This window comes from Pseudothauera hydrothermalis, assembly GCF_003345255.1.
GTDB classification, from domain to species: Bacteria; Pseudomonadota; Gammaproteobacteria; order Burkholderiales; family Rhodocyclaceae; genus Pseudothauera; species Pseudothauera hydrothermalis.
This window is the reverse complement of the sequence record NZ_CP029331.1, coordinates 2612656-2636349: the sequence shown is the minus strand read 5'-3', so window position 1 is coordinate 2636349 and position 23694 is coordinate 2612656. Positions and strand designations below refer to the sequence as shown.

General features: G+C 64.5%; 23 protein-coding genes and 1 riboswitch. Of the genes, 4 read left to right on the top strand and 19 right to left on the bottom strand.

Going from position 1 to position 23694, the window contains the following annotated elements; translation table 11 throughout:
* Positions 1-246 precede the first annotated feature (246 nt).
* From mgtE to thiD, 13 genes are all read right to left on the bottom strand, one after another.
* On the bottom strand, positions 247-1689 hold the full coding sequence (gene mgtE / locus DIE29_RS12585; RefSeq protein WP_114650066.1) for a magnesium transporter: 1443 nt from the start codon (positions 1687-1689) through the stop codon (positions 247-249).
* A 106-nt stretch (positions 1690-1795) separates the two neighbouring features.
* Entirely contained in the window at positions 1796-2488 is a 693-nt protein-coding gene (gene mtgA / locus DIE29_RS12580; protein ID WP_114650065.1) for a monofunctional biosynthetic peptidoglycan transglycosylase, read from the bottom strand.
* Positions 2485-3318: a shikimate dehydrogenase gene (aroE, locus tag DIE29_RS12575; RefSeq protein ID WP_114650064.1), complete on the bottom strand. Its 834-nt coding sequence runs from the start codon at positions 3316-3318 to the stop codon at positions 2485-2487. The genes mtgA and aroE overlap by 4 nt, the downstream gene beginning before the upstream one ends.
* A 9-nt stretch (positions 3319-3327) precedes the next feature.
* Positions 3328-4197: an energy transducer TonB gene (locus DIE29_RS12570; RefSeq protein ID WP_114650063.1), complete on the bottom strand. Its 870-nt coding sequence runs from the start codon at positions 4195-4197 to the stop codon at positions 3328-3330.
* 70 nt (positions 4198-4267) lie between these two features.
* On the bottom strand, positions 4268-6175 hold the full coding sequence (locus DIE29_RS12565; RefSeq protein ID WP_114650062.1) for a ribonuclease catalytic domain-containing protein: 1908 nt from the start codon (positions 6173-6175) through the stop codon (positions 4268-4270).
* Between the two features lie 43 nt (positions 6176-6218).
* Complete coding sequence (rarD, locus tag DIE29_RS12560; protein ID WP_205409734.1) at positions 6219-7148, bottom strand: EamA family transporter RarD; 930 nt, start codon at positions 7146-7148, stop codon at positions 6219-6221.
* Complete coding sequence (locus DIE29_RS12555; RefSeq protein WP_114650061.1) at positions 7145-7987, bottom strand: class I SAM-dependent methyltransferase; 843 nt, start codon at positions 7985-7987, stop codon at positions 7145-7147. Before DIE29_RS12555 ends, rarD begins: the two co-directional genes overlap by 4 nt.
* Positions 7984-8565 (bottom strand): YqiA/YcfP family alpha/beta fold hydrolase, encoded by a 582-nt coding sequence (locus DIE29_RS12550; protein WP_114650060.1) that lies wholly within the window; start codon positions 8563-8565, stop codon positions 7984-7986. Before DIE29_RS12550 ends, DIE29_RS12555 begins: the two co-directional genes overlap by 4 nt.
* A gap of 97 nt (positions 8566-8662) precedes the next feature.
* A complete protein-coding gene (locus tag DIE29_RS12545; protein WP_162860636.1) occupies positions 8663-8917 on the bottom strand; it encodes a YkgJ family cysteine cluster protein in 255 nt (84 codons plus the stop codon).
* A gap of 16 nt (positions 8918-8933) precedes the next feature.
* The gene (locus tag DIE29_RS12540) at positions 8934-9458 is read right to left on the bottom strand and encodes a DUF2478 domain-containing protein (RefSeq protein ID WP_114650058.1); all 525 of its coding nucleotides are present in this window, start codon (positions 9456-9458) and stop codon (positions 8934-8936) included.
* 69 nt (positions 9459-9527) lie between these two features.
* Positions 9528-10226, bottom strand: coding sequence for a hypothetical protein (locus tag DIE29_RS12535; RefSeq protein ID WP_114650057.1), 699 nt, complete (start codon positions 10224-10226; stop codon positions 9528-9530).
* Between the two features lie 15 nt (positions 10227-10241).
* Positions 10242-12158, bottom strand: a complete 1917-nt coding sequence (gene thiC / locus DIE29_RS12530; RefSeq protein ID WP_114650056.1) for a phosphomethylpyrimidine synthase ThiC — start codon at positions 12156-12158, stop codon at positions 10242-10244.
* The gene (gene thiD / locus DIE29_RS12525; protein WP_114650055.1) at positions 12155-13051 is read right to left on the bottom strand and encodes a bifunctional hydroxymethylpyrimidine kinase/phosphomethylpyrimidine kinase; all 897 of its coding nucleotides are present in this window, start codon (positions 13049-13051) and stop codon (positions 12155-12157) included. Before thiD ends, thiC begins: the two co-directional genes overlap by 4 nt.
* 76 nt (positions 13052-13127) lie before the next feature.
* A riboswitch (TPP riboswitch) is annotated at positions 13128-13227 on the bottom strand.
* A gap of 110 nt (positions 13228-13337) precedes the next feature.
* Here thiD and DIE29_RS14865 point away from each other — a divergent pair.
* Positions 13338-14804: a carbonic anhydrase gene (locus tag DIE29_RS14865; protein ID WP_114650054.1), complete on the top strand. Its 1467-nt coding sequence runs from the start codon at positions 13338-13340 to the stop codon at positions 14802-14804.
* Between the two features lie 28 nt (positions 14805-14832).
* On the opposite strand, the gene DIE29_RS12515 is transcribed toward DIE29_RS14865, so the two are convergent.
* The 5 genes from DIE29_RS12515 to DIE29_RS12495 form a co-directional block, all read right to left on the bottom strand.
* Positions 14833-15075 (bottom strand): FeoC-like transcriptional regulator, encoded by a 243-nt coding sequence (locus tag DIE29_RS12515; protein WP_108080728.1) that lies wholly within the window; start codon positions 15073-15075, stop codon positions 14833-14835.
* Positions 15076-15086: 11 nt separating this feature from the next.
* Positions 15087-17405, bottom strand: a complete 2319-nt coding sequence (gene feoB / locus DIE29_RS12510) for a Fe(2+) transporter permease subunit FeoB (protein ID WP_114650053.1) — start codon at positions 17403-17405, stop codon at positions 15087-15089.
* Entirely contained in the window at positions 17405-17632 is a 228-nt protein-coding gene (locus DIE29_RS12505; protein ID WP_102042649.1) for a FeoA family protein, read from the bottom strand. Before DIE29_RS12505 ends, feoB begins: the two co-directional genes overlap by 1 nt.
* A complete protein-coding gene (locus tag DIE29_RS12500) occupies positions 17629-17910 on the bottom strand; it encodes a FeoA family protein (RefSeq protein ID WP_108080726.1) in 282 nt (93 codons plus the stop codon). The genes DIE29_RS12505 and DIE29_RS12500 overlap by 4 nt, the downstream gene beginning before the upstream one ends.
* A gap of 175 nt (positions 17911-18085) precedes the next feature.
* Complete coding sequence (locus tag DIE29_RS12495) at positions 18086-19480, bottom strand: aminotransferase-like domain-containing protein (protein ID WP_114650052.1); 1395 nt, start codon at positions 19478-19480, stop codon at positions 18086-18088.
* A 483-nt stretch (positions 19481-19963) separates the two neighbouring features.
* Here DIE29_RS12495 and DIE29_RS12485 point away from each other — a divergent pair, with 483 nt between their 5' ends.
* The 3 genes from DIE29_RS12485 to DIE29_RS12475 are packed head-to-tail and all read left to right on the top strand — an operon-like array spanning position 19964 to position 22288.
* Complete coding sequence (locus tag DIE29_RS12485; RefSeq protein ID WP_102042646.1) at positions 19964-20617, top strand: protein-L-isoaspartate O-methyltransferase family protein; 654 nt, start codon at positions 19964-19966, stop codon at positions 20615-20617.
* A 7-nt stretch (positions 20618-20624) separates the two neighbouring features.
* Entirely contained in the window at positions 20625-20948 is a 324-nt protein-coding gene (locus DIE29_RS12480; RefSeq protein WP_102042645.1) for a rhodanese-like domain-containing protein, read from the top strand.
* A 23-nt stretch (positions 20949-20971) separates the two neighbouring features.
* The gene (locus DIE29_RS12475) at positions 20972-22288 is read left to right on the top strand and encodes a TolC family outer membrane protein (protein ID WP_114650050.1); all 1317 of its coding nucleotides are present in this window, start codon (positions 20972-20974) and stop codon (positions 22286-22288) included.
* Here the strand turns inward: DIE29_RS12475 and waaA are convergent.
* Complete coding sequence (gene waaA / locus DIE29_RS12470; RefSeq protein ID WP_114650332.1) at positions 22263-23540, bottom strand: lipid IV(A) 3-deoxy-D-manno-octulosonic acid transferase; 1278 nt, start codon at positions 23538-23540, stop codon at positions 22263-22265. The two genes, DIE29_RS12475 and waaA, sit on opposite strands and share 26 nt — an antisense overlap.
* Positions 23541-23694 lie beyond the last annotated feature (154 nt).

Sequence of the window (23694 nt, the reverse complement as noted above, 5' to 3'; positions counted from 1 at the left end):
ACGCCGCTCGATCTCAACAATCCAGCGGCGTTTGACCGTCTACATCACCTAAACACTCCCACATAACACCCCAAACACTCCCACACAAAACAACAAAAACACACCAATCGGAACGAACGCCGCAAACGCGCAAAAACAGGCTCGGCGACAATGTGGCGTGCAACTTCCACGCGGTGTATGGTTTGCGCGCCGCTTTGATCGGGAAAATCGAGTGGCTGCGCTCGGGGAAGCGACTGTTGTAATCAGTCAGAGTAGAAAAAGGGTGGCGAGCCCCAGAAAGATGAAAAAGCCACCAGAGTCGGTTAATGCGGTGATCATCACCGAACTGCCGATAGCAGGGTCGGCACCGAAGCGGATGCGGATCATCGGAATCAGCACGCCTGCAGTGGCGGCAAGCAGAAGATTCAAGGTCATAGCGGCAGTCATGACCAGACCGAGCGAGACACTGCCGTAAAGCCACCAGGCCAGCACACCTAGTAAGCCTCCCCATACGATGCCGTTGATCAGGGCGACACCAAGCTCTTTTTTCAGCAGGCGATTACGGGCGTCCTGTTCGACCTGGCCCATGGCGATCGCCCGCACGATCATGGTAATTGTCTGATTACCGGAGTTTCCGCCGATGCCGGCGACGATCGGCATGAGCGCGGCGAGCGCCACCAGTTTTTCGATGGAATCTTCAAACGCGCCGATGACCCGTGAGGCGACGAAAGCGGTCACCAGGTTGATGGCCAGCCATGACCAACGGTTTTTCACCGAATCCCACACCGGTGCAAAAATGTCTTCTTCTTCCCGCAGGCCGGCGTGTGCAAGGATTTCATGCTCGCTCTCTTCGCGGATGAAATCGACCACGTCAGCGACAGTAAGGCGGCCGATGACACGCTTTTCGCCATCGACCACCGGGGCTGACACGAGATCATAACGTTCGAAAGCCTGGGCGGCCTCATCGGCATCATCGTCGGGTTGAAAGCTGATGATCTGCTCACGCTGCATGACATCGCGAACTTCCAGGTTCGGGTCGCTGATCAGCAGTTTTTCCAGGGTGAGGATGCCCTTGAGATGATCTTCCCGATCCACGACAAAGAGTTTGTCGGTGTGATCGGGTAATTCATCGAAGCGCCGCAGGTAGCGCAATACGACTTCCAGGGTCACGTCCTCGCGGACGGTGACCATGTCGAAATCCATCAGCGCGCCAACCGAGTCCTCCGGGTAAGACATGGCCGCGCGCAGCTGTTCCCGGCCCTCGCTGTCGAGGGACTGGAATACGTCTTGGATGACTTCCGGCGGTAAATCCGGGGCAAGATCGGCAAGCTCATCGGCATCGAGCGTTTCGGCGGCAGCCTTGAGCTCGTGCGGTTCCATGGTCTCGATGAGCGATTCGCGGACCGCATCGGATACTTCGAGCAAAATCTCGCCGTCCCGCTCGGCTTTGACCAGATCCCAGACGAACAGACGGTCTTCCAGGGGGAGCGATTCCAGCACATAAGCGATATCGGCCGGATGAAGCTCGTCCAGCTTGGCCTGCAGCTCGGCGACATGCTGTTTATGCACCAGATTTTCGACCAGCTCGTGGCGCGGCATGTCTTGACGATGAACCAGCCCTTCGACCAGCTTGTGGCGGGAGAGCAGCTCCTGCACTTCGCGCAGGTGTTGTTGCACGTCGTCCGGATGATGTTCGTCTTGTTGGGTCATGATGTTGTGCGGATCGAGTGCTGGGGAGGGAGACTGCAAACCCTGCGGATTCTACAGGCTAGCCCGCGGCAGTGCGACTTGGGGGGGCGCGACGTTGGCGGGGGCGTCAGGGAATGCGTGAGGAAGTCATGCGCTGCCGTAACTGTTCGGCCTGCGCGGCCAAGCGGGGGCCGAAATGGCGCTCATAGCGGCGCGGGTTGGGCAGCATCACGGCGAGCCTGGCCGCTTCGGCCGGGCCAAGGCGGTGGGCGGAGACGCCAAAGTAGTGCTGTGCGGCGGCCTCGGCGCCGAATAGGCCGTTGCCCCACTCGACCACATTGAGATACACCTCGAGGATGCGCCGCTTACTCCAGGTGGCCTCGATCATTACAGTCAGGATCGCTTCCTGCGCTTTGCGCAGATAGCTGCGTGTGGGCGACAGAAACAAATTTTTGGCTAGTTGCTGGCTGATCGTCGAACCGCCTGCCGCTGGATAGCCGCGCGCCTGATTGCGTTCCAATGCGCGTTGGATGCCGATCCAGTCAAACCCCCGGTGTTCCATGAAGCGGTCGTCTTCGGCGGCAACCACTGCACGCTTGAGATGAGCGGATATTTGCTCATAAGGCACCCACTGGTAGCGTAACGCAGTATGCGGATCGATCCGGCGCAGTTCCTCGCGTCGCAGGGCCATGAAACGGGTCTCATGCGGTGGCACCTGTCGCCACCATAAAACCCAACCGAAGAACCATAACTGCGACAAGATGAGCAGCGTGCCGATGATGGCCAGAAGCCGCCACAGCAGACGTTTGTCGACCTTCATCCTTGATCGATCAAGGTGCGCAGGGTCGCAAGCACGGCGCGGGTGTGCGGGCGGACCCCGCGCCATAAGAAAAAGCTCTCGGCCGCTTGTTCGACCAGCATGCCCAGACCGTCGGCCACAACGGCGACACCGGCGCTGCGCGCGGCGCGCATGAAGGGGGTTTCGTCCTTGCCGTACATCATGTCGTAGGCGAGCGCGCCCGGCGCATAAAGGCCTTCGGGCAGCGCAGGGCTTTGCGCGGCCAAGCTGGCCGCGGTGGCGTTGATGACGACATCGAAGGACGAGCCGGAAAGCGCATCAAAACTGCATGCATGCAGTAAGGTGTCCCTGGCCTGGGTGCGAAAACGGTCGGCGAGTTCGACCGCGCGGGACTCGGTGCGGTTGGCGATGACCAGTGCAGCCGGCTGCTCTATCAATAGCGGCAGGAGTGCGCCGCGAGCCGCTCCGCCGGCGCCCAGCAACAGGATGCGCCGGCCGCTCAACGACCAGCCAAGGTTCTGGGTCAGATCGCGCACCAGCCCACAACCGTCGGTGTTGTCGCCGTAAATGTCTCCGCGCTCGAAAGCCAAGGTATTGACCGCCCCGGCAGCTTCGGCGCGCGGGCTCAAGCGGTCGGCCAGTGCGAACGCATCCAGCTTGAAGGGCACGGTGACATTCAATCCAAGTCCGCCGGCGGCGCGGAAAGCCGCCACAGTGGCAGCAAAACCGTCCAGTGGCGCAAGCAGCGCCTCATAGACCAGTGCTTGCCCGGTCTGCGCAGCAAAGGCGGCGTGAATCAGGGGCGATTTACTGTGGGCAACCGGGTTGCCGACGACGGCGTAGCGATCCATATGGGCGGTTCAATTGGCGCGCATTTGGTCTGCGCGGGTGAAAGTCCAGGTGCGGGTAATTTCCAATAGATCGGTATCGGCGCGAATGTCCGGTGGGAAGGGGGCAAAGGGTGAGGCCAGCTGAATGATGCGCCGGGCGGCATCGTCCAGAATGGCGTGCCCGGATGAGCGCACAATGTCTACCGCTTCAACCTGTCCGTCTGCGCGGATGATCACGGTGACCATCAGGCTGCCATACAGTTTGCCGCGCGCAGCTTCCGGGTAGTTGAGGGTGCCGATCCGTTCGATTTTTTGCCGCCAGTCCTCCACGTACTGAGCATAGCGATATTCCTTGGCGCGGGCGCCGATGGATTTACGCCGCGGCCGGCGGGCGTATTCCTGCAAATCACGCTCGATCTGTGCTTCCAGACGGGCCATGGCGGCGGCACTGTCGAGCAAATCCAGCCCGGTTTGTGGGTGAGAGGGTTCGGGCGCGGCTTCCTGCGCGGGCGCAGTAGGCAGTGCCACCGCGCTACGCGCTGCGGTCAGCGTCTGCGGGCGGGGGGAGACCGCTTCGGCGCGGCGCTTGGCATCGAGCAAGGCATCGCCCTGCTGCCGGGTCGGCTGCGGCGGCAGCGGGGTGCGTGCGCGTACCGCTTGCTCGGTGTTGCCGCCACCGTCCAGGTTGGCTTGCGCCAGTACCTCGGCCTTGTCTGGCGCCTTGCTGTGACGGGCGTTGACCAGTACCACCTCCAGGCCGTTGTCGCGCTTGGGTGGCTTGGTGGCCTCAGGTAGGCGGAAATGCACTGCAAACAGCAGGCCATGCAGTGTCAGCGAAAGCGCGAGGGCAATTTTGAGCAGGATGTCGCGCTGCCACCAGTGCGCCAGGCGGTTCGTCATCGCAGGCGGCGTTGCGGCGACGGCGGGTGGGGGAGATGAGGTGCCAAGCGTGGTGTGCATGGCCGGGATTCTACGATCCTTCGAAGAATGACAAACCGTTTTCCGCAGCGTCCGGCTCGGCCAGCGTGGCGATGTAGCGTGCGTGCACTTCGACATCGAGCAGATCGCTGCCTTCGATGGCCAGCTTGACCCGGCTGCCTGGGTACTGCAGCGGCAGCGAAGGCACTTTGAAGCTCAGTGGCACGCTCTCCAGGCGCACCAGATTGTCGCGCACGACCACCGCTTCCACCTCCCGCAGCGACTGCTGGCGCAGCCAACGCACACACCAGTAACGTTCCATCTGGCGTTGAAACTCGGCATACGCGGCATAGGTGAGTTCAAAGTCACGCAGTGCGGCCATCAGCTCGGTCGAACGCGGCGCAAAGGCAGGCTCACCGCCGGTGAGCACCGCGATCAGTTGCCATTGGTTGACCAGATCCACGTAGCGGCGCAGCGGCGAACTCGACCACGCATAGCAATCCACGCCCAAGCCTTCATGCGGTCCGGCGGTGGTGGTCATGCGTACCTTGCCACCGCCTTGTACGCGGTAAAGACCGGGCACGCCGGATTCATCCAGCAGCTTGCCCCAGGTGGCATTGGCCAGAATCATCAGCTCGGCGACCAGTTTGTCCATCGGCGAGCCGCGTTTGCGCGGCACGATGCTGACATAGCCGGGGCCATCGGCGGTGTCGGTTTGCCAATCCACATAGAAGCTGTAATCGAGCTGGTTCTGGTTGGCCGCAGCTTTGCCGCGTCCGGCCTCGAGCACCGTGGCAAGATCCCACAGCACGGTCAGCTCGCGCTTCCACTCGAAATCCGGACCGCCGTCGTGCAAGGTGTGTTCGTTGAACACCGGCTCGATGTCATGGTGGCGCAGGTTGGCGACGATGGGCACGATCTCGATGCGGCTTTCCTGTCCAGACACCGAAAGGTCCGCATTGACATCCAAATACAGCGACACCGCCGGGCAGTCGCGGCCGGCGGCCAGCGTAAAACGGTCGACCACTTCGTCGGGCAACATGGTGATTTTGTTGCCCGGCATGTACACGGTAGACAGCCGCCGGCGGGCGATCGCGTCCAGTGCCGAGCCGCGTGCGAAACCCAGCGCCGGTGCAGCGATATGGATGCCGACCCGCCAGCCGCCGGCGGCACGTGGGCTGACTGAGAAAGCGTCGTCGATCTCGGTGGTGGTGGCGTCGTCGATCGAAAACGCTGCCACCTCGGCGCGCGGCAGGTCCTCGGGCACCGCCGGGACATCGAAGGGTGGAAAATGCACGCCTTCCGGGAAGTGTTCAAACAGAAAGCGGTTGTGGTGGAATTCGTAGCTCGACGCAAAGGCGCCACAGTTGAGCAGCAGCCGGGCAGCCGGCAGGCCGGCCTCCACGCAGGCGGCTTCCAAAGCCTTCACCTCGGGGCGGTTGCGATCCGGGCGGTAGAGTAGCTGCGGCAGCATGCCGGAAAACTCCTCGGGCAGGCGCCCGGCGAGCAGCTCGTCGCGCATCCGCTCGATGGCCGCGGCCTGCTGCCGCTTCTTCTCCAGACCCGCGAGCGCAGCCTGCAGAATATCGGCCGGGGCCTTGCGGAAGCGGCCTTTGCCCTTACGGTGGAAGTAGATTGGAGCCGAGTGCAGGCGCAGCAGTACTGCGGCAGCCTCCACAGGGGTGGGGGCATGGCCGTGGTACTCGGCGGCGAAATCGGCGAAGGCGAATTCGTCCTCGCCGCAGACCTCCCATAGGAACTCGGTGTCGAGCTGCTCGGCCTCGGCTTCGGCGCGTGCCAAAAGCTCGGCTGGCGCCGGTTCGCGGAAGCTCAGCAGCACATTGGCGCGCTTGAGCTTGACCCGTTTGCCGTAGGTGGTTTCCACCTGTAGCGAGGCATCGTTATCAGCGAGCACGGTACCGGCCTTGAAGGCCCCGTCCTCCTCGAACAGCACAAACATCGGTAACCGCCGGAAATGGAGCAAGCCCGACAGTTTACCGGATTCATTCCGGCGCCGCGGGGGCGCGTCGCAGGCTGCGCCCGGCGTGCAAAAGGTCCAGCGAATAGAGCGCCAGCGCGGCCCAGATCAGCACGAAGCCGAGTAATTGTCCGGCGTCGAAGGGTTCGCGGAATACCAGCACCGCAAGTGCAAAATTCAGCGTCGGGGCGATGTACTGCAAAAAGCCGACCGTCGCCAGGGGTAGGCGTTGGGCGCCGACCGCGAACAGCATCAGTGGCACTGCGGTGAGCACCCCGGCCGCCGGCAGCAGCCAGTCGGTGGGCGCGCCGTGGCCGAAGGCGAGGCTGCCCTGCGCCGCCAGCGAGCCGAGGTAGACGAGGGCCAGCGGGGCGGTGATCAGCGTTTCGACGAACAGCCCGCTTGCCGCATCGATCGGTGCGCGCTTGCGCAGCAAGCCGTAGAAGCCAAAGGTCAGTGCCAGAAAGAGCGCAATCCATGGCAGGCTGCCGACCTGCACGATTCGCCACAGCACGCCGGTTGCGGCCAGCGCCACGGCGAGTTTTTGCAGCGCTCGCAGGCGTTCGCCCAAAAAGATGCGGCCGAGCAATACGCTCACCAGCGGGTTGATGAAATAACCCAGACTGGCCTCCACCAGCCGGCCGGCGGCAATCGCCCAGACGAAAACCAGCCAGTTACTGCCGGTAAGCAGCGCGGTCAGCGCGAGCAGGCGCAGTAACTGCGGCTGGTTGCGCAGCCGGGCGATGCTGCGAAAACCGCCTGCACCGGGCCACAGTGCCATCACGACGGCCAGAAAGACCGCGGACCACAGCACGCGATGGGCGACGATCTGGACGGGCGGCACGCTGCCCACCGCCTTGAAGTAAAGCGGTGCCAGCCCCCAGATCGTGAAGGCGGTCAGTGCCGCCAGCACGCCGTTGCGCCGATGCTGCGCGGCCGCTCGAACCGGACTCATCGGACTGCCGAGGCAACCAGGGCGCGGGCTTGCACGGTGTAGCCGCTGCCCTTGCGGTGTGGCGCCAGTTCTTCGGCCACTGCCGCGCGCAGGCGCTGTTGCACCGACCCGGGCAGTTGAGCTAGCGCTTCGGCCGCGCCGCCGGCCAGGCTGAGGAAGGCGTCCCAATAGGTCTGCGCATCGTCGAAACGGCAGTCGAAGCAGCAGGGCGTGATGCGGATGTCGGTAAAGCCCGCGTCGGACAGGGCCGCTTCCAACACCGTGGGCGTGCCGAAGCGAAACACCGAAGGGCGTGCCACGCGCGGCGCCGGCAACAGGCGGGCGATGCAGGCCTGGGCGCGGGTGATCAGCGGCACCTCCTTTTCTGTGCCCCATACCGACAGCACCAGCCGGCCGCCTGGGCGCAGTACGCGCCGTGCCTCGGCCAGCGCGCGCTCGGGGTGGGGGAACATGAACAGCGCCAGTCCGGCCAACACGCGGTCGAAGGCGGCATCGGGCAGGCACAGGTGTTCGGCGTCGGCCGCAGCGCAGACCAAGGTGTTGCAAGCGTCCGCCTGGGCGCGGCGTGCGCCTTCGGCCAGCATGGCTTCGGCAATGTCGGTGGCGAGCACCCAGCCTTCGGGAGCGACCTTTGCGGCCGCTTCGCGGGCCAGCAAGCAGGGGCCGCTGGCCAGATCGAGCACGCGCTGACCGGGTTGCAACGCGGCTTCAGCAAGCAGTGCCTGCGCCAGCGTTGCGCGCAGATGGGCGCCGTCGGCGTAGGCGGCGGCAATGCGGTTGAAGCCCTTGCGTTCTTGTTGTTTGAAACGGCGAGGGTCGAAGGTGGGGGGCTGGGTCATTGCAATCCGGCAAAAGCGAGGATGTCGTCGAGGTAGTCGTGCCAGCGCGAAAAGCCGTGGTCGCCGCCTTCCAGCACGGTCTGGCGGGCGCCGGCATACTTGGCTACTGCATCACGGTAATCCAGCACCTCGTCGCCGGTTTCCACCAACAACCAGAAGTTGTGCGGGCGGCTGATGCGCGGTACTTCGATTGCGCGCAGCTCATCCAGATGGGCGCGGGTGAGTTCGAAGCGCTCGCCGGTGTAGAGGTTGTCTTGCCAGCCTAGCCAGGGTTCGAGCGACAGCGCGGCGAGCACCGCGGGGTTGACCAGCACCGCGCGCAGATCGTGGCGTTCGGCCAACCAGGTGGCGTAATAGCCGCCCAGCGAACTGCCCACCAGGGTCGGTGCGCATTCCGGGAATGCTGCGCGTGCACGGGCGATTTCGTCCTCAATGCGGGCGATCGCAGCGCCCGGAGAGACCGGTAGTTGTTCGCACCAAAAGCGCTTGGCCAGACCGCGTGCGGCCATGTGGCGTTTGAGTGCGGTGGCCTTGAGCGAGGCCGGAGCAGAGCGAAAGCCGTGCAGGTAGATGATCATCGCCAGGGTGTAGGACGAAAAATGCAAAGTTTATCCGCGCATTCCGGTGTCGCGCCGGCACAGTTTGCGCGCCGACGGCCGGGCCGCCGTGGCGGTCTCAGGGCCGGGTTTGTGCTTCCAGCACGGTCAGCCAGTGCAGCGCCTGTGCGCTGCTGTGGCCGCACATTTCCGGAGAGGGGCGCAGTGCGGCACAGACCGCGGGGCGGCGTGGGTCGCCGAATAGCTGGCACAGCCCGTGCTCGTCAAGCTGCACACAGCGTTGTCCGGCCGCTTTGCCGCCTTCCATGCCTGGAATCGGCGAGGAAATCGACGGGGCGATGCAACAGGCGGCACAACCGGGACGGCAGTCCATGAATGCAAGCGGCACTTCAGCGTGCAGTGCTTACCGCCTGCCACCAGGCCAGCACCGCATCGAGGTCGGCAGGCAGCATGGTGGCCGGGTCGCCGGTGAAGCGCTCCCAGTCGCCGGCGAGACGTTCGGCCACCGCAGTGAGCACCGGAATGCTGCGCGCCGCGGCCAAACCCATTTCCGCACGTAGGCCGCCGCCGGCTGCTTCTTGGGCGCCGAATTTGTTGAATATCACTAGATCTGCACCCTGTTCGATGGCCGCACGGACCGCCACGGCCGCCTGCGCCAGTGCGCCAGGGTCGAGCCGACAGGCGCTCGAACCGCTGCCGAGGTCCTGGCTGAGGGTGAAGCGTGTGCCGCTGGCCAGATCCTCCAATGACATCGCGCAAGGATCGTCCGGGTTGGGGCGGGCATCATGTTGCACCACGCCGCCCAGGCGCACGCCACGTTCGGCCAGCGCGGCAACGGCGGTGCGCATGAAAGCGCCGATATCCAGAGCGGGCGGATAGACGACCGCGGCAATCGGCAAAGGAGGCGTGGGCATGGCAGCGGAGCAGAGGCGAAAGCGTGTATTGTCGCACCGCGGCGCGGCGAGCCCAATCCCCCAGGCGGCTCAGGATCGATCTGGGTCGTGCTGCCCCCATTCGACCACCTGCCAGCGCGCTGGGGCGATCTGCCAGCAGGCCAACTGCCGTTTATGCGGGGCGAGGCCGAAGGTGTCGTGATCGATGACTTCAATCGCAGCGCGATACAGGGCGCGGGCGAGCGCGGCGGCGTCGGTCAGATGAGACAGTTGCAAGTCATCGACAGGCATCGGTGGCCGGGAGGCCGACAGTACGTCGTGATAACTTGCCCAGTGCCGCTCACCTAGCGCGTCACCCAAGGCAGCGCGCCAGGCTGGCAGCAGGCCGGGTTCGACGGCTTGGCCGATCACATTGGCAAACAGAATGGCTGCGCGCGGGTATTCGGCGGCCAGTGCAGCGGGGCCATCGGCCGCGGCGAGCGCGTCCAGGCATCCGAAGCGCCAGTCGATCTTCGGCCAGCGCCGGCGCAGCAGCCAGCGGGCCAGCGGATCCGGCTCCAGCGCATGGATGCGTCGGAAACGGGCAAGGAAGTCCGCATCCAGCGTGTAGCCGGCCGAAGGGCCGACCACCACCAGCTCTTCGGCCGGCGGCCGCCATGCGCGCAACCATCTTTGGGTGCGGGCCAGAAAAGGGGCCCACAAAGTGTGTCGCCAGCGCCATGCCCGCAAGTGGTAGCCCAGCCCACCGGATGGGTCGGTCAAGTGGGGCGCCAGCCTGCGGGTGGCCATGGGCGCTGACCGCGTTCAGGCTTTGTGATAGACCTCGACACCTTTCTTTACGAACTCCACCGCTTTTTCTTGCATGCCCTGGGTGAGCGCGGCCTGTTCGTCGATGCCGTTTCGGGCAGCGAAGTCGCGCACATCCTGGGTGATTTTCATGCTGCAAAAATGCGGGCCGCACATTGAGCAAAAGTGGGCCACCTTGGCGCTTTCCTTGGGCAGGGTTTCGTCGTGGAATTCGCGCGCTTTGTCCGGGTCCAGTCCCAGGTTGAACTGGTCTTCCCAGCGGAATTCGAAGCGCGCTTTGGACAGCGCGTTGTCGCGGATCTGTGCGCCCGGGTGGCCCTTGGCCAGATCGGCGGCGTGGGCGGCGAGCTTGTAGGTGATGATGCCTTCCTTGACATCGTTTTTGTTAGGTAGGCCCAGGTGCTCCTTGGGGGTCACATAGCACAGCATCGCGGTGCCATACCAGCCGATCTGGGCGGCGCCGATCGCGCTGGTGATGTGGTCGTAGCCGGGGGCGATGTCGGTGGTCAAGGGGCCGAGCGTGTAGAACGGCGCTTCACTGCACCATTCCAGCTCTTTGTCCATGTTTTCCTTGATCAATTGCATCGGCACATGGCCGGGGCCTTCGATCATGACCTGCACGTCGTGCTTCCAGGCGATCTGGGTGAGTTCGCCCAGGGTTTTCAGTTCGGCGAGCTGGGCTTCGTCGTTGGCATCAAAAATGGAGCCGGGCCGCAGACCATCGCCCAGGCTGAAGGCCACGTCATAGGCCTTCATGATCTCGCAGATTTCCTCGAAATGGGTGTAGAGGAAGTTTTCCTTATGATGCGCGAGGCACCACTTGGCCATGATCGAGCCGCCCCGGCTGACGATGCCGGTCATGCGCTCGGCGGTCATCGGGATGTAACGCAGCAACACCCCGGCGTGGATGGTGAAGTAATCGACGCCTTGCTCGGCCTGTTCGATCAGGGTGTCGCGGAAGATCTCCCAGGTGAGTTCTTCGGCCTTGCCATCGACTTTTTCCAGCGCCTGGTAGATGGGCACCGTGCCAATAGGCACCGGCGCGTTACGGATGATCCATTCGCGGGTCTCATGGATGTTTTTGCCGGTGGATAGATCCATGACCGTGTCGCCGCCCCAGCGAATCGCCCAGGTCATTTTGTCGACCTCTTCGGCAATCGAGGAGCCGAGCGCGGAGTTGCCGATGTTGGCGTTGATCTTCACCAGGAAATTGCGGCCGATGATCATCGGCTCGCTTTCCGGGTGGTTGATGTTGGCTGGAATGATGGCGCGGCCGCGGGCGATCTCGGCGCGCACGAACTCGGGGGTGATCTCTTCGGGGATGGCGGCGCCGAAACGCTGGCCCGGATGCTGGCGGGTCAGCAGTCTGGCCATTTTCTCGCCGTTTGGACCGGTTGCGCGCAGTGACTCGAGGTAGGCGCGGCGGTTCATGTTCTCGCGGATCGCCACGAACTCCATTTCCGGCGTGATGATGCCGTGCCGGGCATAGTGCATCTGGGTCACATTGGCGCCGGATTTGGCCCGCCGGGGCTTGCGGTACAGGCCGGGAAAGCGCAGCGCGTCCAACCGGCGGTCGGCGGCACGCATCCGGCCGTAGGCCGACGACAGCTCCGCTAGCACCTCGGTGTCGCCGCGCGCCTCGATCCACGCCTGACGCAAGGCCGGCAGGCCGGCGCGGATGTCGATCTTGGCCTGTGGGTCGGTATAGGGGCCGGAACAGTCATAGACGAAGATCGGCGGGTTGGGCTCAGCGCCAAAGGTGGCTGGTGTGTCGCTCTGGCGGATTTCGCGCATCGGCACGCGGATGTCCGGTCGGCTGCCTTCGACGTAAATCTTGCGCGAGTTCGGCAGCGGCGCGATGGCCGCATCATCCACCCTGGCCTGGGTAGCAATGAATTGTTCTTTGGCGTTCATGGGTTCTCTCCGGGGTATGGGGCTGTAAGACGTGGCCCTGATGATGGGGGCCACAGCGCGTGAAAGTGATGGACCGGGCCGTGACCGTGGCCCACCGCCAGTTCGCCCGCCCGCGCAATGGCGCCCAGCAGCCATTGCCGGGCTTCGCGCACCGCGGCTTCCACCGGGTGCTGCGTGTTTGCACGCTGCGGCAGCAGCGCAGCGATGGCCGAACTGAGCGAGCAGCCGGTGCCGTGGGTGTTGCGGGTGGGGATACGCGCGCTGCGCAGTTCGATCATGCGGTCGCCGTCGAACAGCAGATCGGTCAGTGTTTCACCGGGCAGATGGCCACCCTTGAGCAATACCCAGCGCTCGGAGGCGTGCGGCAGCAATGCGCGCAGGCGTTCGGCGGCGCGGTACATCTCTTTGACCGTTTCCGGGGCGCGGCAGGCCAGCAGTACGGCCGCCTCGGGCAGGTTGGGGGTAATCATGAATGCTTGCGGGAAAAGCGCCTCACGCAGCATCGAGATGGCATTTTTGGCCAGCAGGGTATCGCCGCTTTTGGCCACCATTACCGGGTCCAGTACAACGTTGGCCGCGCGCCAGTGGGCCAGCCGGTCGGCCACTGCGGCGATGACTTCGGCACTGCCCAGCATGCCGATTTTGGTGGCCTGAATGGATACATCCGCAAACAGGGTGTCGATCTGCAAGCGTAAAAAGTCGATGGGCGGCACATGCACGCCGGTTACGCTTTGGGTGTTTTGCGCGGTCAGCGCGGCGACCACGCCGCAGCCATAGGCTCCGGCTGCGGCAAAGGCTTTCAGGTCGGCATAAATACCGGCGCCGCCGCTAGGGTCTACCCCGGCGATGCTCAATACGTTGGGAATCTGTGCGGCGCCGGGCACTGCGCTCATTGCCAGGCGCCCCAAACCGGAGCCGATGAGCGCTTGTGCGTGCCCTGGACGGGCATGGCGACAAAAAAATGTGGTGTATTCATCTGACGCGTTTCCCTACGCCGGCTCGACCCGGATCAGGTTCCAAGGGACTCTCTCAGCCTGCAGCCAGTTGGCAGGCACCCCCAACGGTGATGGGCGGACGATACTGCAAGGTGCAAGCGAAGGCAAGGCACGGCTTTCGCGCTCAAGATTGCCCGGTTGCGGCCGAAAAATAGCGTCGAACCCTCTTGATTCAAGGACCGCGATGTGTGATCCGCTGCTCAGACTGACCGTTGCGCCGTTCGTGCTGGCGATCGGCACGGTGTGTGCGATGCGACCTGCGCTGGCCGACGATTGGGCGGTGGTGATGCGCGATGCTGAGCGCCGGGTGGAAATCGACCGCAGCACCATCATCCAGTCCGACGGCGGCACCCGAGTCGCCTGGGGGCGGGTGGTGATGTCGCCGAAGGAGGCGGCCAAGGTGGGCTACACCACGGTCAAGGCGCTCAACCGTTACGATTGTAGAAATCGTGCCTTTTTTACTCTCAAGCGGGTTTATCTGGACGCCGACGACTTGGTGTTGCGTGAAGAGACCGTGGTGGATCAGAGCCTGGTGATGGTGGCGCGCAATAGCGTGGATGAGCGGATGTGGCGCGAGGTCTGCCGCCCGCCCAGCATGCAGGATCTGGCCAAGGTGGCCGAACAGGCCGACCGTGCGGCGAGCGTAGCGACTCCGTCCGCGCGAACGGCAGAACGTAAACCTGCGCCCGGTGCCGAAGTGCAGGCGGCCGCTAAACCACGCACGCAGCTTGCGCCCGAACAGCCCGCAGCCGCAGTGCGCCGGGCCGATCTCACGCTGGACGAGGACGATCATGGTGTGGACGTGATCGAGCGCACCATCGGCAGCCGCATGGCTGACGCGGTCACGCCCGCTGCCTCGCCGATGCCGGCGCAGCGCGCCCTGCCCACGCCGCCCCGCATTGCGGCAGCGGCCACAACGGCGCCAAGTACTCCGCGGACCGCAGATCCGGCCAAGCCGTCCGCTGCATCCGCCCCGGCGGCATGGACCTACGAGGGGGCCGGCGGCCCGGAGGTGTGGGGGCGGATGCGGCCCGAATGGGCGGCCTGTGCCCAAGGGCAGCGCCAGGCGCCGATCGATTTGCGCGACACCATCCAAGTCGACTTGGAGCCGCCGGTGTTCGATTTCCGCGAGACCCGTTTTCGCGTCCTCGACACCGGTAGAACGTTGGCGGTGCAGGTAGGTGAAGGCATGGGCATGACGGTGCGCGGCACCCGTTACGCCTTGGAGCGGTTCACTTTCCATCGCCCCTCGGAAATCAGCATCGACGGGCAGCGCAGCGACATGGCGGCGCATTTTGCCCTCGGCACGCCGGACGGGCAGCGCGCCGTGCTGGTCGTCCACCTGACGCGCAGCGAGCAGCCCAATCCGGTGTTGCAGGCGGTGCTCAACAATTTGCCGCTCGAACGCGGCGGACACTATATGCCCGCACAAACCATCGATCTGGGTGGGTTGCTACCGTCGGAGAGCGGCCATTACCTGTTCATCGGCTCGCTTAGCGAACCGCCTTGCACCGAGGGCGTGCTGTGGGTGGTGATGAAGCAGCCGCTGCCGGTGTCCGTTGCGCAATTGGCGATTTTTGCCCGCTTGTACGGCTACAACGCCCGCCCGGTGCAGCCGGTCAATGGTCGGCTGGTGCTGGAGTCGCGCTGAACCGGGCGGATACCGACGGCGCAATGTGTCAGGGGCGATCCGTCTGCGTGCTGCCGCACCATTCGTAGATCTGGATCGTGCCCGGGTTGCATTTGCCGCAACGGCTGGCGCAGGACGAACCGGGCGGCAGGCGGCGCACCCGGCCTTTGCGCTCCAGGGTGGCGAGCATCGCCTCGACCGCGTCGGGCGATGCGTGCAAACCCAGCGCCAGATCGGCCAGGCTGGCGCGGCGGCGCTCGCGCAGATAATCCGACAGTCTGCTCAGGATCATGGTGGCCCTCCTCAGGCGTTTTGCGCCGATTGGATCAGCCCGCCGGGCTCTTCATGGCGGCCCAGGCGGCGCAGCCATAGCAGCGCGGCGGCAAAGGTAGCGAGTACCCCGGCGATCCAGCCCAGGGCCTGGACCGGATCGCGGGCAAAGATGGCGGCCTGGTAATAAAGGGTCGCCAGTCCGTAGGCCAGGCCGGTGGTCCAGGTAGCCACGAATATCGTCCAGCGCGCGCCGGATTCTTGATACACCGCAGCGGTTGCCGCGGTGCAAGGCATATACAGCAGAATGAAAAGCAGGTAGGCGAAGGCGCCGGCGCTCCCGTCGAAGCGCGCCGCCATGGCGCCAAAAGTGCCGGTGGACACTTCCTGCTCTTTGGCCACTGCGGCCTGGTCGCTGAGTTCGCCAACATCCAGGCCCAACGGGTCGGCCCAGGCGCCCAACGCTTCTGCCAGATTGACCGGGATGGTTGCGAAGGCGTCAATGACGGCCGCCCCCAAATCGAAGGCCGCGTCCTCACTGCTTTGGCCTGCGTCTTGGGCGGCCAGTGCGCTGTAGGTGGCGTCAAGCGTGCCAACGACCGCTTCTTTGGCCAGCACACCGGTGAAGATGCCGACCGTGGCGGGCCAGTTGTCCTCATTCAGACCCAGCGGGGCGAACACCGGTGCCATCTTGCGGCCAATCTCGGCCAGCACGGATTTGTCGCTGTTTTCGTTGCCGTAGCTGCCGTCGGTGCCCACCGCGTTGAGAAAGTTGAGCACCAGCACCATCGGCACGATCACCCGGCCGGCGCGGATGATGAAGCTCTTGAGGCGGTCCCAGGTGTGCAGCATTACGCTGCGGACAGACGGCAGGTGGTAGGGCGGCAGTTCCATGATGAACGGGGTGGCTTCACCTTTGAGCAAGGTGTGCTTGAGCGTCAAACCGGTCGCCACCGCGGCGGCAATGCCGATCAGGTACAAGGCAAACACCACGTTTTGCGCACCTTGCGGAAAGAAAGCGGCGCCGAACAACACATACACCGGCAGGCGGGCGCCGCAGGACATGAACGGCGCCATGGCGATGGTCATCAGCCGGTCGCGGCGGTGTTCCAGCGTGCGGGTGGCCATGATTGCCGGCACATTGCAGCCAAAGCCCACGATCAGCGGCACGAAACTCTTGCCCGGCAGGCCCACCCAGCGCATGAAGCGGTCCATGACGAAGGCTGCGCGCGCCATGTAGCCCGAATCTTCGAGGATGGACAGGAAGAGGTAGAGAAAACCGATTACCGGGATGAAGGTGGCTACCGTCTGGATGCCGCCGCCGATGCCGCCGGCCAGCAGCACATTGAGCCATTCCGGGGCGCCGAGGCCGACCAGCAGTTCGTTGACGCCGTCGACGAACAGCGCACCGGCGAGCTGATCGAAAAAGTCGATGAAAGCACCGCCGATTTTGATGGTGAACATGAACAGCAGATACATCATCGCCAGAAAGATCGGGATGCCCAGCATGCGGTTGAGCACCACGCGGTCGATGCGATCGGTAATGTGTGCGCCGGCCTGCCCTTCGCTACGCAGCGTGTGGTGGGCAATATCATTGGCCAGACTGTAGCGCGCGTCGGCCATGGCAATGTCCAGATCGTCCCCCAGTTGCGCGGACAGGGCTTCGGCCTGGGCGGCCAGCGCGGCAGGGGCGCTGTGGCGGGCAAAATCATCGCCTTCGAGCAGACGCAAGGCGAGCCAGCGTGCCGTGCAGCCGGCGGCCGCATCGATCTGTGGCATCAAGGCGGCGATGGCCTCCTCTACGTTGCGCGCATAGGGTACTTCGATGCCACAGCGACGACGGTTGGCTGCGGCCTGGGCGATGGCGGCGCGCAGCGCCGGAAGATGGCGTGCATCGGTGGCCACCAGAGGCACGACCGGGCAGCCCAAGTGTTTTGCCAGCGCATCGACATCGATGCGCAAGCCCCTGGCTTGGGCCACGTCCACCATGTTGAGCACCACCAGTAGCGGCAGGCGCATCTCAGCCAACTGGATGGTGAGATACAGATTGCGCTCCAGGTTGGCGGCATCGACGATATTGACCACCAGATCGGCGCTGCCGGCATGTACGAAGTCGCGCGCCACTTTTTCGTCGAGTGACACCGCCTGGTCGACCACATCCAGCGAATAGGTGCCGGGCAGGTCCACGACCGTGACTTCTAGCCCTTCATGGCGGTATTCGCCGGTTTTCTTTTCGACCGTCACGCCCGGCCAGTTGCCCACGCGCTGGCGCGAGCCGGTCAGCGCGTTGAAGACCGTGGTTTTTCCGCAGTTTGGATTGCCCACCAGGGCAATGGTGATCGGCCGGCTCATCACAGCTTCTCCACCGCCAGGGCGCTGGCTTCGTCTTTGCGCAAGGACAAGGCGTAACCGCGCACCCGGATCTCCACCGGGTCGCCCATCGGTGCCACACGGGTCACCGCGAGTTCGGTGCCGGGCGTCAGCCCCATGGACAGCAGCTTGCGGCGGTAGGCGCCACCGCTTACGCCATAACCGAGCACTTTGGCGCGGTCACCGACGGCCAGATCTTTGAGCATCATTCCCGTTTCTCCATGTTCATGCCGGTCTCAGAGACCAGAATCTTGTGCGCCATACCAGTGCCGAGCGCCAAGCGCAACGGGCCGCTTGCTACCACCAGAGCCGCGCCCAGGCGTTGGCGCACAGTGAGTTCGCTACCGATGCGCAAACCAAGCTCGGCGACCCGGCGGGCGATGCCGGCTCCGCCTTGAATGGCCACCACACGCACGGCAACGTTTTCCGCCGCCATGCCCAGCGGAAAGCAGCGCGTGTGGTCGGTACGCGGAGGGGTTGGATTCATGCTGTGATCGCTCCGTAAGATGCAGCGGGGATTGGGCGGCCATAGCGCCGATGAGGAAATCGAGAGCGATTCTCGTTGAGATTTGCGTTTGAATCTCTGATCCAGATCAACCTTACACCGCCCGACCTGTTTGGCCGCCGCTTACGGTATCGGGATGCCGTACCGGCTACCGGGGTCAGCGCGCTTCGGCCAGAAAGCGTTCCAAGCGCGGATCGGTGGCAAAGGCGACGTTCAGGCGCAGCCACGGGCTGGCCTGCATCTGCGGGCGGAAGACTTTGCCGGGCGCCAGCATGATGCCGGCACGGGCGGCGCGGGTGGCCAGTGCGGCGACATCGTCGATACCAGGCGGGCGCGCCCACAAAAAAACGCCCCCCTTGGGTTCATGGAAAACCTCATAGCCAACCCGTTGGAGCATCCGCAGGCTGGCTTCGGTGGCTTGCGCCAGACGCACCTGAAGACGCTCCACGTATTTGCGGTAGTGGCCGCCAGTGAGCATCTGATAAATCAGTTGCTCATTGAATTCCGATGAACTGACGCTGGTCAGCGTCTTTACATCGGTAAACTCGGCCGCCAGGTCCGGCCGTGCGGCAAGAAAGCCAACCCGCAGGCTGCCCGACAGCGTTTTGGAAAAGCTGCCGATGAAGATCACCCGGTTCAGCTGGTCCAGGTTGGCCAGCCGGGTGGCGGTGTGCGGGTGGAAGTCGGCGTAGGTGTCGTCCTCGATGATGTAAAAGTCGTGCTTGTCGGCCAGTTGCAGGATGCGAAAGGCTTTGGCGGGCGCCAGGCTGGCGCCGGTCGGATTGTGCAGCACCGAGTGAGTAAAGAACGCTTTGGGGCGATGATGCGCCAGCAAAGCTTCCATCTCCTCCACCTCGGGGCCATCGGCGGTGCGCGGCACGCCTATCAGTTTGGCTCCCAGCAGGCGCAGATTGCCAAAGAAGTTGAAATAGCCGGGGTCATCGACCAACACGGTGTCGCCCGGCTTGATCAGATGGCGGGCAACGATGTCGAGCGCACGGGTCGCGCCTTCGGTCAGCACGATCTGCTCGGGCGGTGCGCCGATGCCGAATTCGGCCAATTTCACCTGCAACTGCTGTCGCAAAGGCAGATAGCCCTGGGCGGTGCCGTAGGCGGTCAGCCGTGCGTCCGGACGGCGGGATAAGGCGCGCAAGTGGCGGCGCAGACCGTCCCCATCCAGCCACTCGCAGGGCAGCCAGCCGGCACTGGCCTTGAGCTGGCCGGGACGGTCGTCCAGCGCTTGACGCATCAACCAGGCCACATCCACCGCCCGGTCCACCGGTGCGGCCGGGCGGTGTTCGTTGCGCTCGTGCCGCGGTGCCACATAAAAGCCCGAGCCGCGCCGTGATCGCAGATAACCCAGCGCCACCAACCGGTCGTAGGCTTCGACCACGGTGAAGCGGCTCACTCCCTGGGTTTCGGCCAAGCGCCGGATCGGCGGCACACGCATGCCGGGGCGCAGGATGCGATCTTCGATCTGGGTGCGAATGCCTGTGACGATTTGCTCCACCAGCGGGGTGGGTTGGCCGTGTTCCAGGCTGAGTTGCAACATGCGCGCCCCTCCGTTCGGAGACTCAAGAAGAATTGTCCGAAAGTGTCCGGTGCTGTGTTGCGCATTGTCAAGAACGACGGCCGCCGTTGGGGCGTGCAGGCGATGTGCCTATACTTTGTGCCGCAATCGGTAGCGGGGACCATGTCATGCAACGGGCGACACTGCTTGGGGTGTGGTGCGGGGTGTTGAGCGTCGGGGCGTATGCGGCCGAGCCGGGCGATTCCGGATGGTCGGTCAATACGAATCAGGTGGCGGATCGACCGGCGGACCGAGAGGGGCTGCTGTCACCGCGATTGGCTGATCGGCGAGTTGATCGGCGGCCATTTTTGGCCGCGCGACCGCGATGATGCTGCGCCCGGTCGACGCTGGGCGGGCGGCGCCAGCATCGAGTTGCGTTTCTGAGTGGGATAGAATGTGCAAGTTTTTCCTTTGTCTGCGCCAAATAAATTAGCGTGTGCTAATATTTAGGCCCGGGAGCCCGCAATGAACTTTGAAAAAGCCCGCTTCAACATGGTCGAGCAACAAATCCGCCCCTGGGAGGTGCTGGATCCTACCGTGCTCGATTTGCTGATGACCGTGCGGCGCGAGGAATTCGTGCCCGCCGCCTACAAGACTTTGGCCTTTGCCGACATCGAAGTGCCGATCGGTTGTGGTCAAGTGATGCTCAAACCGGTGATCGAAGGCAAGGTGCTGCAAGCCGTGCAGGTCAAACCGTCGGACTCGGTGCTCGAGATCGGTACCGGTTCCGGCTATTTTAGCGCCTTGTTGGCGGCGCGCGCCGAGTGGGTGCGCACGATCGAGATCGAACCCGAACTGGTGAGCCGGGCGCATGACAACCTGACACGCTATGGCGTCGACAACGTCATCGTCGAAGAAGGCGATGCGGCCCAAGGCTGGGCGGCGCGCGCACCGTACGACGTCATTGTGGTTTCCGGCGGTCTGCCAATGTTGCCGCGCCCGCTGCTGGAGCAACTCAGGCCCGGCGGGCGTCTGTTTGCCTTTGTCGGCGAAGCCCCGGTCATGAAGGGCAGGCTGGTCACCTGCGTGGGGAATGGCCAGTTCCAGACCGAAGATGTTTTCGAAACCCTGGTGCCGATGCTGAAAAACGCCCCGCGGCACGACAGCTTTGCTTTCTGAGGGGCGCATGCGCCAGATCACGCCGCTCGAACTCGTCGCCCGCCTGGCCGATCCGCCGGCCAGCCGTCCGCTGCTGCTGGACGTGCGCGAGCCCTGGGAGTTCCAGTATTGCCATATCGACGGCTCCGTGCCCATGCCCATGGCCTCGGTGCCTGCACGCCTTGCGGAACTCGACCCGGCGCGCGAGATCGTGGTGATCTGCCATCACGGCGGGCGCAGCGCGCAAGTGTGCATGTTTCTGGAGCGTCAGGGATTCAATCGGGTCATCAACCTTGCCGGCGGCGTGGCGGCATGGGCCGCGCAGGTTGACCCAAAGATGCCGCAATACTGAACCGACCCCGGAGCCTTTCATCCATGAAGTCCATCCTCACGGTGCTCGTAGCCGGTCTGCTGTCAGCCTCGGCGTGGTCCGCCGATCTGCTCGAGGTCTATCGTATGGCCCAGGCCCATGACGCCCGTTATGCCGCTGCGCGGGCCGAGCGCCAAGCCGGCGAGGAAAAGATCCATCAGGGGCGTGCCGGGCTGTTGCCCAGTGTCGGCCTGTCGGCCCAAACCACCTGGAACGAGGCCGATGTGCGCAGCACCGTTGGCACCGCCGAGCGCAACTACAACACCAACGGTTACACCGTGCAACTGACCCAGCCGCTGTTCCGCTGGCAGAACTGGGTGCAGTATCGCCAGGGCGCGTTACAGACCGCGCTGGCCGAGGTGCAGTTCGGCCAAGCCGGGCAGGAGTTGATCCTGCGGGTGGCCGAAGCGTATTTCAATGTGCTCAACGCGCAGGACGCGCTGGATGCAGTCACCCAATTGCGCACCGCTGCCGCCGAACAACTGGAAATTGCCAAGGCCAGTTTCGAAGTGGGCACGGTCACGATCACCGATGTGCACGAAGCGCAATCGCGTTTCGATTTGGCCGTGGCACAAGAGATTGCTGCACGCAACCAACTGGAGATCCGCCGCCAGGCGCTGGTGCAGATCGTCGGCCGCGACCCGGGCGAACTGGCGCGGCTACGCGCCGGCGTGGCACTGCAGCCGCCGCAGCCGGCCAACATCGACGATTGGGTGAGCGCCGCCGAGCAAGGCAGTTACGGTGTGCAGGCCAGGCAATTGCAGCGCGAGCTGGCCGAGCGCGAGGTCGAACGCAGTCGCGCCGGACATTACCCGACATTGGATGTGGTGGCCAGCTACGGCCGCAGCCACAGCGGTTTCACCCAAGGTGTGCAGGGCAGCACACGGACCGAGGCAAGCGCCATTGGGCTGCAACTGAACGTTCCGCTGTTTGCCGGCGGCGGCATTTCCTCACGCGAGCGTGAAGCGGCCGCGCTCAAGCTCAAGGCCGATGCCGAGCTCGATGCCGCACGGCGCGATGCCGCGCTGGCCGCCCGCCAGGCGTATCTGGGCGTCACCAGCGGTCTGGCCCAGGTCGATGCGCTGGAAGCGGCAAAGCTATCGTCGACTTCGGCGCTGGAAGCCAACCGGCTGGGTTATGAAGTCGGTGTGCGCATCAATATCGACGTACTCAATGCGCAGAGCCAACTGGCCGATACCTTGCAGCGGCTTGCGCGTGCGCGCTATGACACGCTGATTGCGCAATTGCAACTCAAGGCCGCAGCGGGAAGCTTGAGCGACGAGGATCTGCAACAGCTCAACGCGCTGTTGGCAACCCAGTAAGCAGCGGCTCGAGCAAAGCCATGGTCCGGGCGGTGGCGCCGCGGTGCGCCTGGGCAAAGGACCTTCCTGCCGTTCCCATCGCAAGACGCCGCGCCGGTTCGGCCAGCAAGTCCGCCGCCAGCCGCATGCCGGCGTCGGCATCGCCAGCGCGTGCCGCGGCGCCGGCCGCGATGGCCTGTTCGGCCACCTGGGCAAAGTTGTAAGTGTGCGGGCCGAGCACCACCGGCGTGCCGACTGCGCAGGCTTCGATCAGATTCTGCCCACCAAAAGGCAGCCAACTGCCGCCGATCAGCGCCACCTCGGCAGCCGCATAGTAAGCGAACATTTCTCCCATCGAATCGCCCAACCACACGCGCGTGGTTGGCCCTACCGCGCAGTCGTCCGAGCGTCGCTGCACGGTGAGGCCATGCGCGGCAGCCAGCGCTGCCACCTCGTCAAAACGTTTGGGGTGGCGCGGCACCAGCGCGAGCAAGGCATCGGGCGGCGCATGGCGCAGGAAGGCGTCGAGCAGTGGCGCCTCTTCGCCTTCGCGCGTGCTGGCAGCCAGAATCACCGGCCGTGCGCCGATACGGGCACGAAAACCCTCCGACAGCGCAAGCTGCGGCGGAGGCGGCAGGATGTCGAACTTGAGATTGCCGGTGGGTACCACGGCGCGGGCACCCAGCGCGCCGAGCCGGGCAGCGTCGTCCGTGGTCTGAGCGCCAATGGCCTGCAGTGCGCTCAAAGTGGCGCGGGTCAGTGCCGGCCAGCGCGCGTAGCGCCGCGCGGAACGCTCGGACAAACGCGCATTGACCAGTGCCACCGGCACCCTGGCCTGAGCACAGGCAGCCAGCAGGTTGGGCCACAATTCGGTTTCCATGATGACGCCGATTTGCGGGCGAAAATGCCGCAAAAAACCGGCGACCAGCGGACCCAGGTCATAAGGCAGATAGGCTTGCAGCACCCGCGCATCGGTGCCAAACAATGCCGCAGCGGTGGCCCGCCCGGTGGGCGTCATGTGCGTGATCAGCACGCGATGCGTAGGCCAGCGCGCCAGCAGAGCGCGCACAAGCGGCTCGGCGGCTCGGGTCTCGCCCACCGAAACCGCATGCACCCAGATCAGCGGGCCGCCAGGGTGGGGACGATAGCGCCCAAAGCGCTCGCCCAGATGGCGCAGCCCATCGGGCTGAAGGCGTGCGCGCCAGACAAGGCGCAGCAACACCAGCGGCAGGGCGAGCACCCACAGCAAGGAATAGAACAGGCGAACAGGCATGGCGTGAATGGGCAGTGCGGGGCAAAAAGTATACCGGTCGCCCGGCAGATGCCCTACGCGGTGTGCCATAGGCGGTGTTGGCAGCTTTCTGCGGCGTGCGACAATGCCACCCTTGTCTCGCCTGGCGTTGGCGGCCGGGCGTTTTCATCTCTTA

Coding starts and splice junctions, on each gene's coding strand:
- DIE29_RS12570 (WP_114650063.1), bottom strand. CDS start 4,197: ATGACGAACCGCCTGGCGCACTGGTGGCAGCGCGACATCCTGCTCAAA.
- DIE29_RS12495 (WP_114650052.1), bottom strand. CDS start 19,480: ATGTTGCAACTCAGCCTGGAACACGGCCAACCCACCCCGCTGGTGGAG.
- DIE29_RS12555 (WP_114650061.1), bottom strand. CDS start 7,987: ATGACCCAGCCCCCCACCTTCGACCCTCGCCGTTTCAAACAACAAGAA.
- DIE29_RS12550 (WP_114650060.1), bottom strand. CDS start 8,565: ATGATCATCTACCTGCACGGCTTTCGCTCTGCTCCGGCCTCGCTCAAG.
- feoB (WP_114650053.1), bottom strand. CDS start 17,405: ATGAGCCGGCCGATCACCATTGCCCTGGTGGGCAATCCAAACTGCGGA.
- DIE29_RS12515 (WP_108080728.1), bottom strand. CDS start 15,075: ATGATCCTGAGCAGACTGTCGGATTATCTGCGCGAGCGCCGCCGCGCC.
- DIE29_RS12500 (WP_108080726.1), bottom strand. CDS start 17,910: ATGAATCCAACCCCTCCGCGTACCGACCACACGCGCTGCTTTCCGCTG.
- rarD (WP_205409734.1), bottom strand. CDS start 7,148: ATGAGTCCGGTTCGAGCGGCCGCGCAGCATCGGCGCAACGGCGTGCTG.
- DIE29_RS12565 (WP_114650062.1), bottom strand. CDS start 6,175: ATGTTTGTGCTGTTCGAGGAGGACGGGGCCTTCAAGGCCGGTACCGTG.
- thiD (WP_114650055.1), bottom strand. CDS start 13,051: ATGAGCGCAGTGCCCGGCGCCGCACAGATTCCCAACGTATTGAGCATC.
- waaA (WP_114650332.1), bottom strand. CDS start 23,540: ATGCCTGTTCGCCTGTTCTATTCCTTGCTGTGGGTGCTCGCCCTGCCG.
- DIE29_RS14865 (WP_114650054.1), top strand. CDS start 13,338: ATGTGTGATCCGCTGCTCAGACTGACCGTTGCGCCGTTCGTGCTGGCG.
- DIE29_RS12535 (WP_114650057.1), bottom strand. CDS start 10,226: ATGGCCACCCGCAGGCTGGCGCCCCACTTGACCGACCCATCCGGTGGG.
- DIE29_RS12545 (WP_162860636.1), bottom strand. CDS start 8,917: ATGGACTGCCGTCCCGGTTGTGCCGCCTGTTGCATCGCCCCGTCGATT.
- aroE (WP_114650064.1), bottom strand. CDS start 3,318: ATGGATCGCTACGCCGTCGTCGGCAACCCGGTTGCCCACAGTAAATCG.
- thiC (WP_114650056.1), bottom strand. CDS start 12,158: ATGAACGCCAAAGAACAATTCATTGCTACCCAGGCCAGGGTGGATGAT.
- DIE29_RS12480 (WP_102042645.1), top strand. CDS start 20,625: ATGCGCCAGATCACGCCGCTCGAACTCGTCGCCCGCCTGGCCGATCCG.
- DIE29_RS12475 (WP_114650050.1), top strand. CDS start 20,972: ATGAAGTCCATCCTCACGGTGCTCGTAGCCGGTCTGCTGTCAGCCTCG.
- DIE29_RS12505 (WP_102042649.1), bottom strand. CDS start 17,632: ATGATGCTCAAAGATCTGGCCGTCGGTGACCGCGCCAAAGTGCTCGGT.
- mgtE (WP_114650066.1), bottom strand. CDS start 1,689: ATGACCCAACAAGACGAACATCATCCGGACGACGTGCAACAACACCTG.
- DIE29_RS12485 (WP_102042646.1), top strand. CDS start 19,964: ATGAACTTTGAAAAAGCCCGCTTCAACATGGTCGAGCAACAAATCCGC.
- mtgA (WP_114650065.1), bottom strand. CDS start 2,488: ATGAAGGTCGACAAACGTCTGCTGTGGCGGCTTCTGGCCATCATCGGC.
- DIE29_RS12540 (WP_114650058.1), bottom strand. CDS start 9,458: ATGCCCACGCCTCCTTTGCCGATTGCCGCGGTCGTCTATCCGCCCGCT.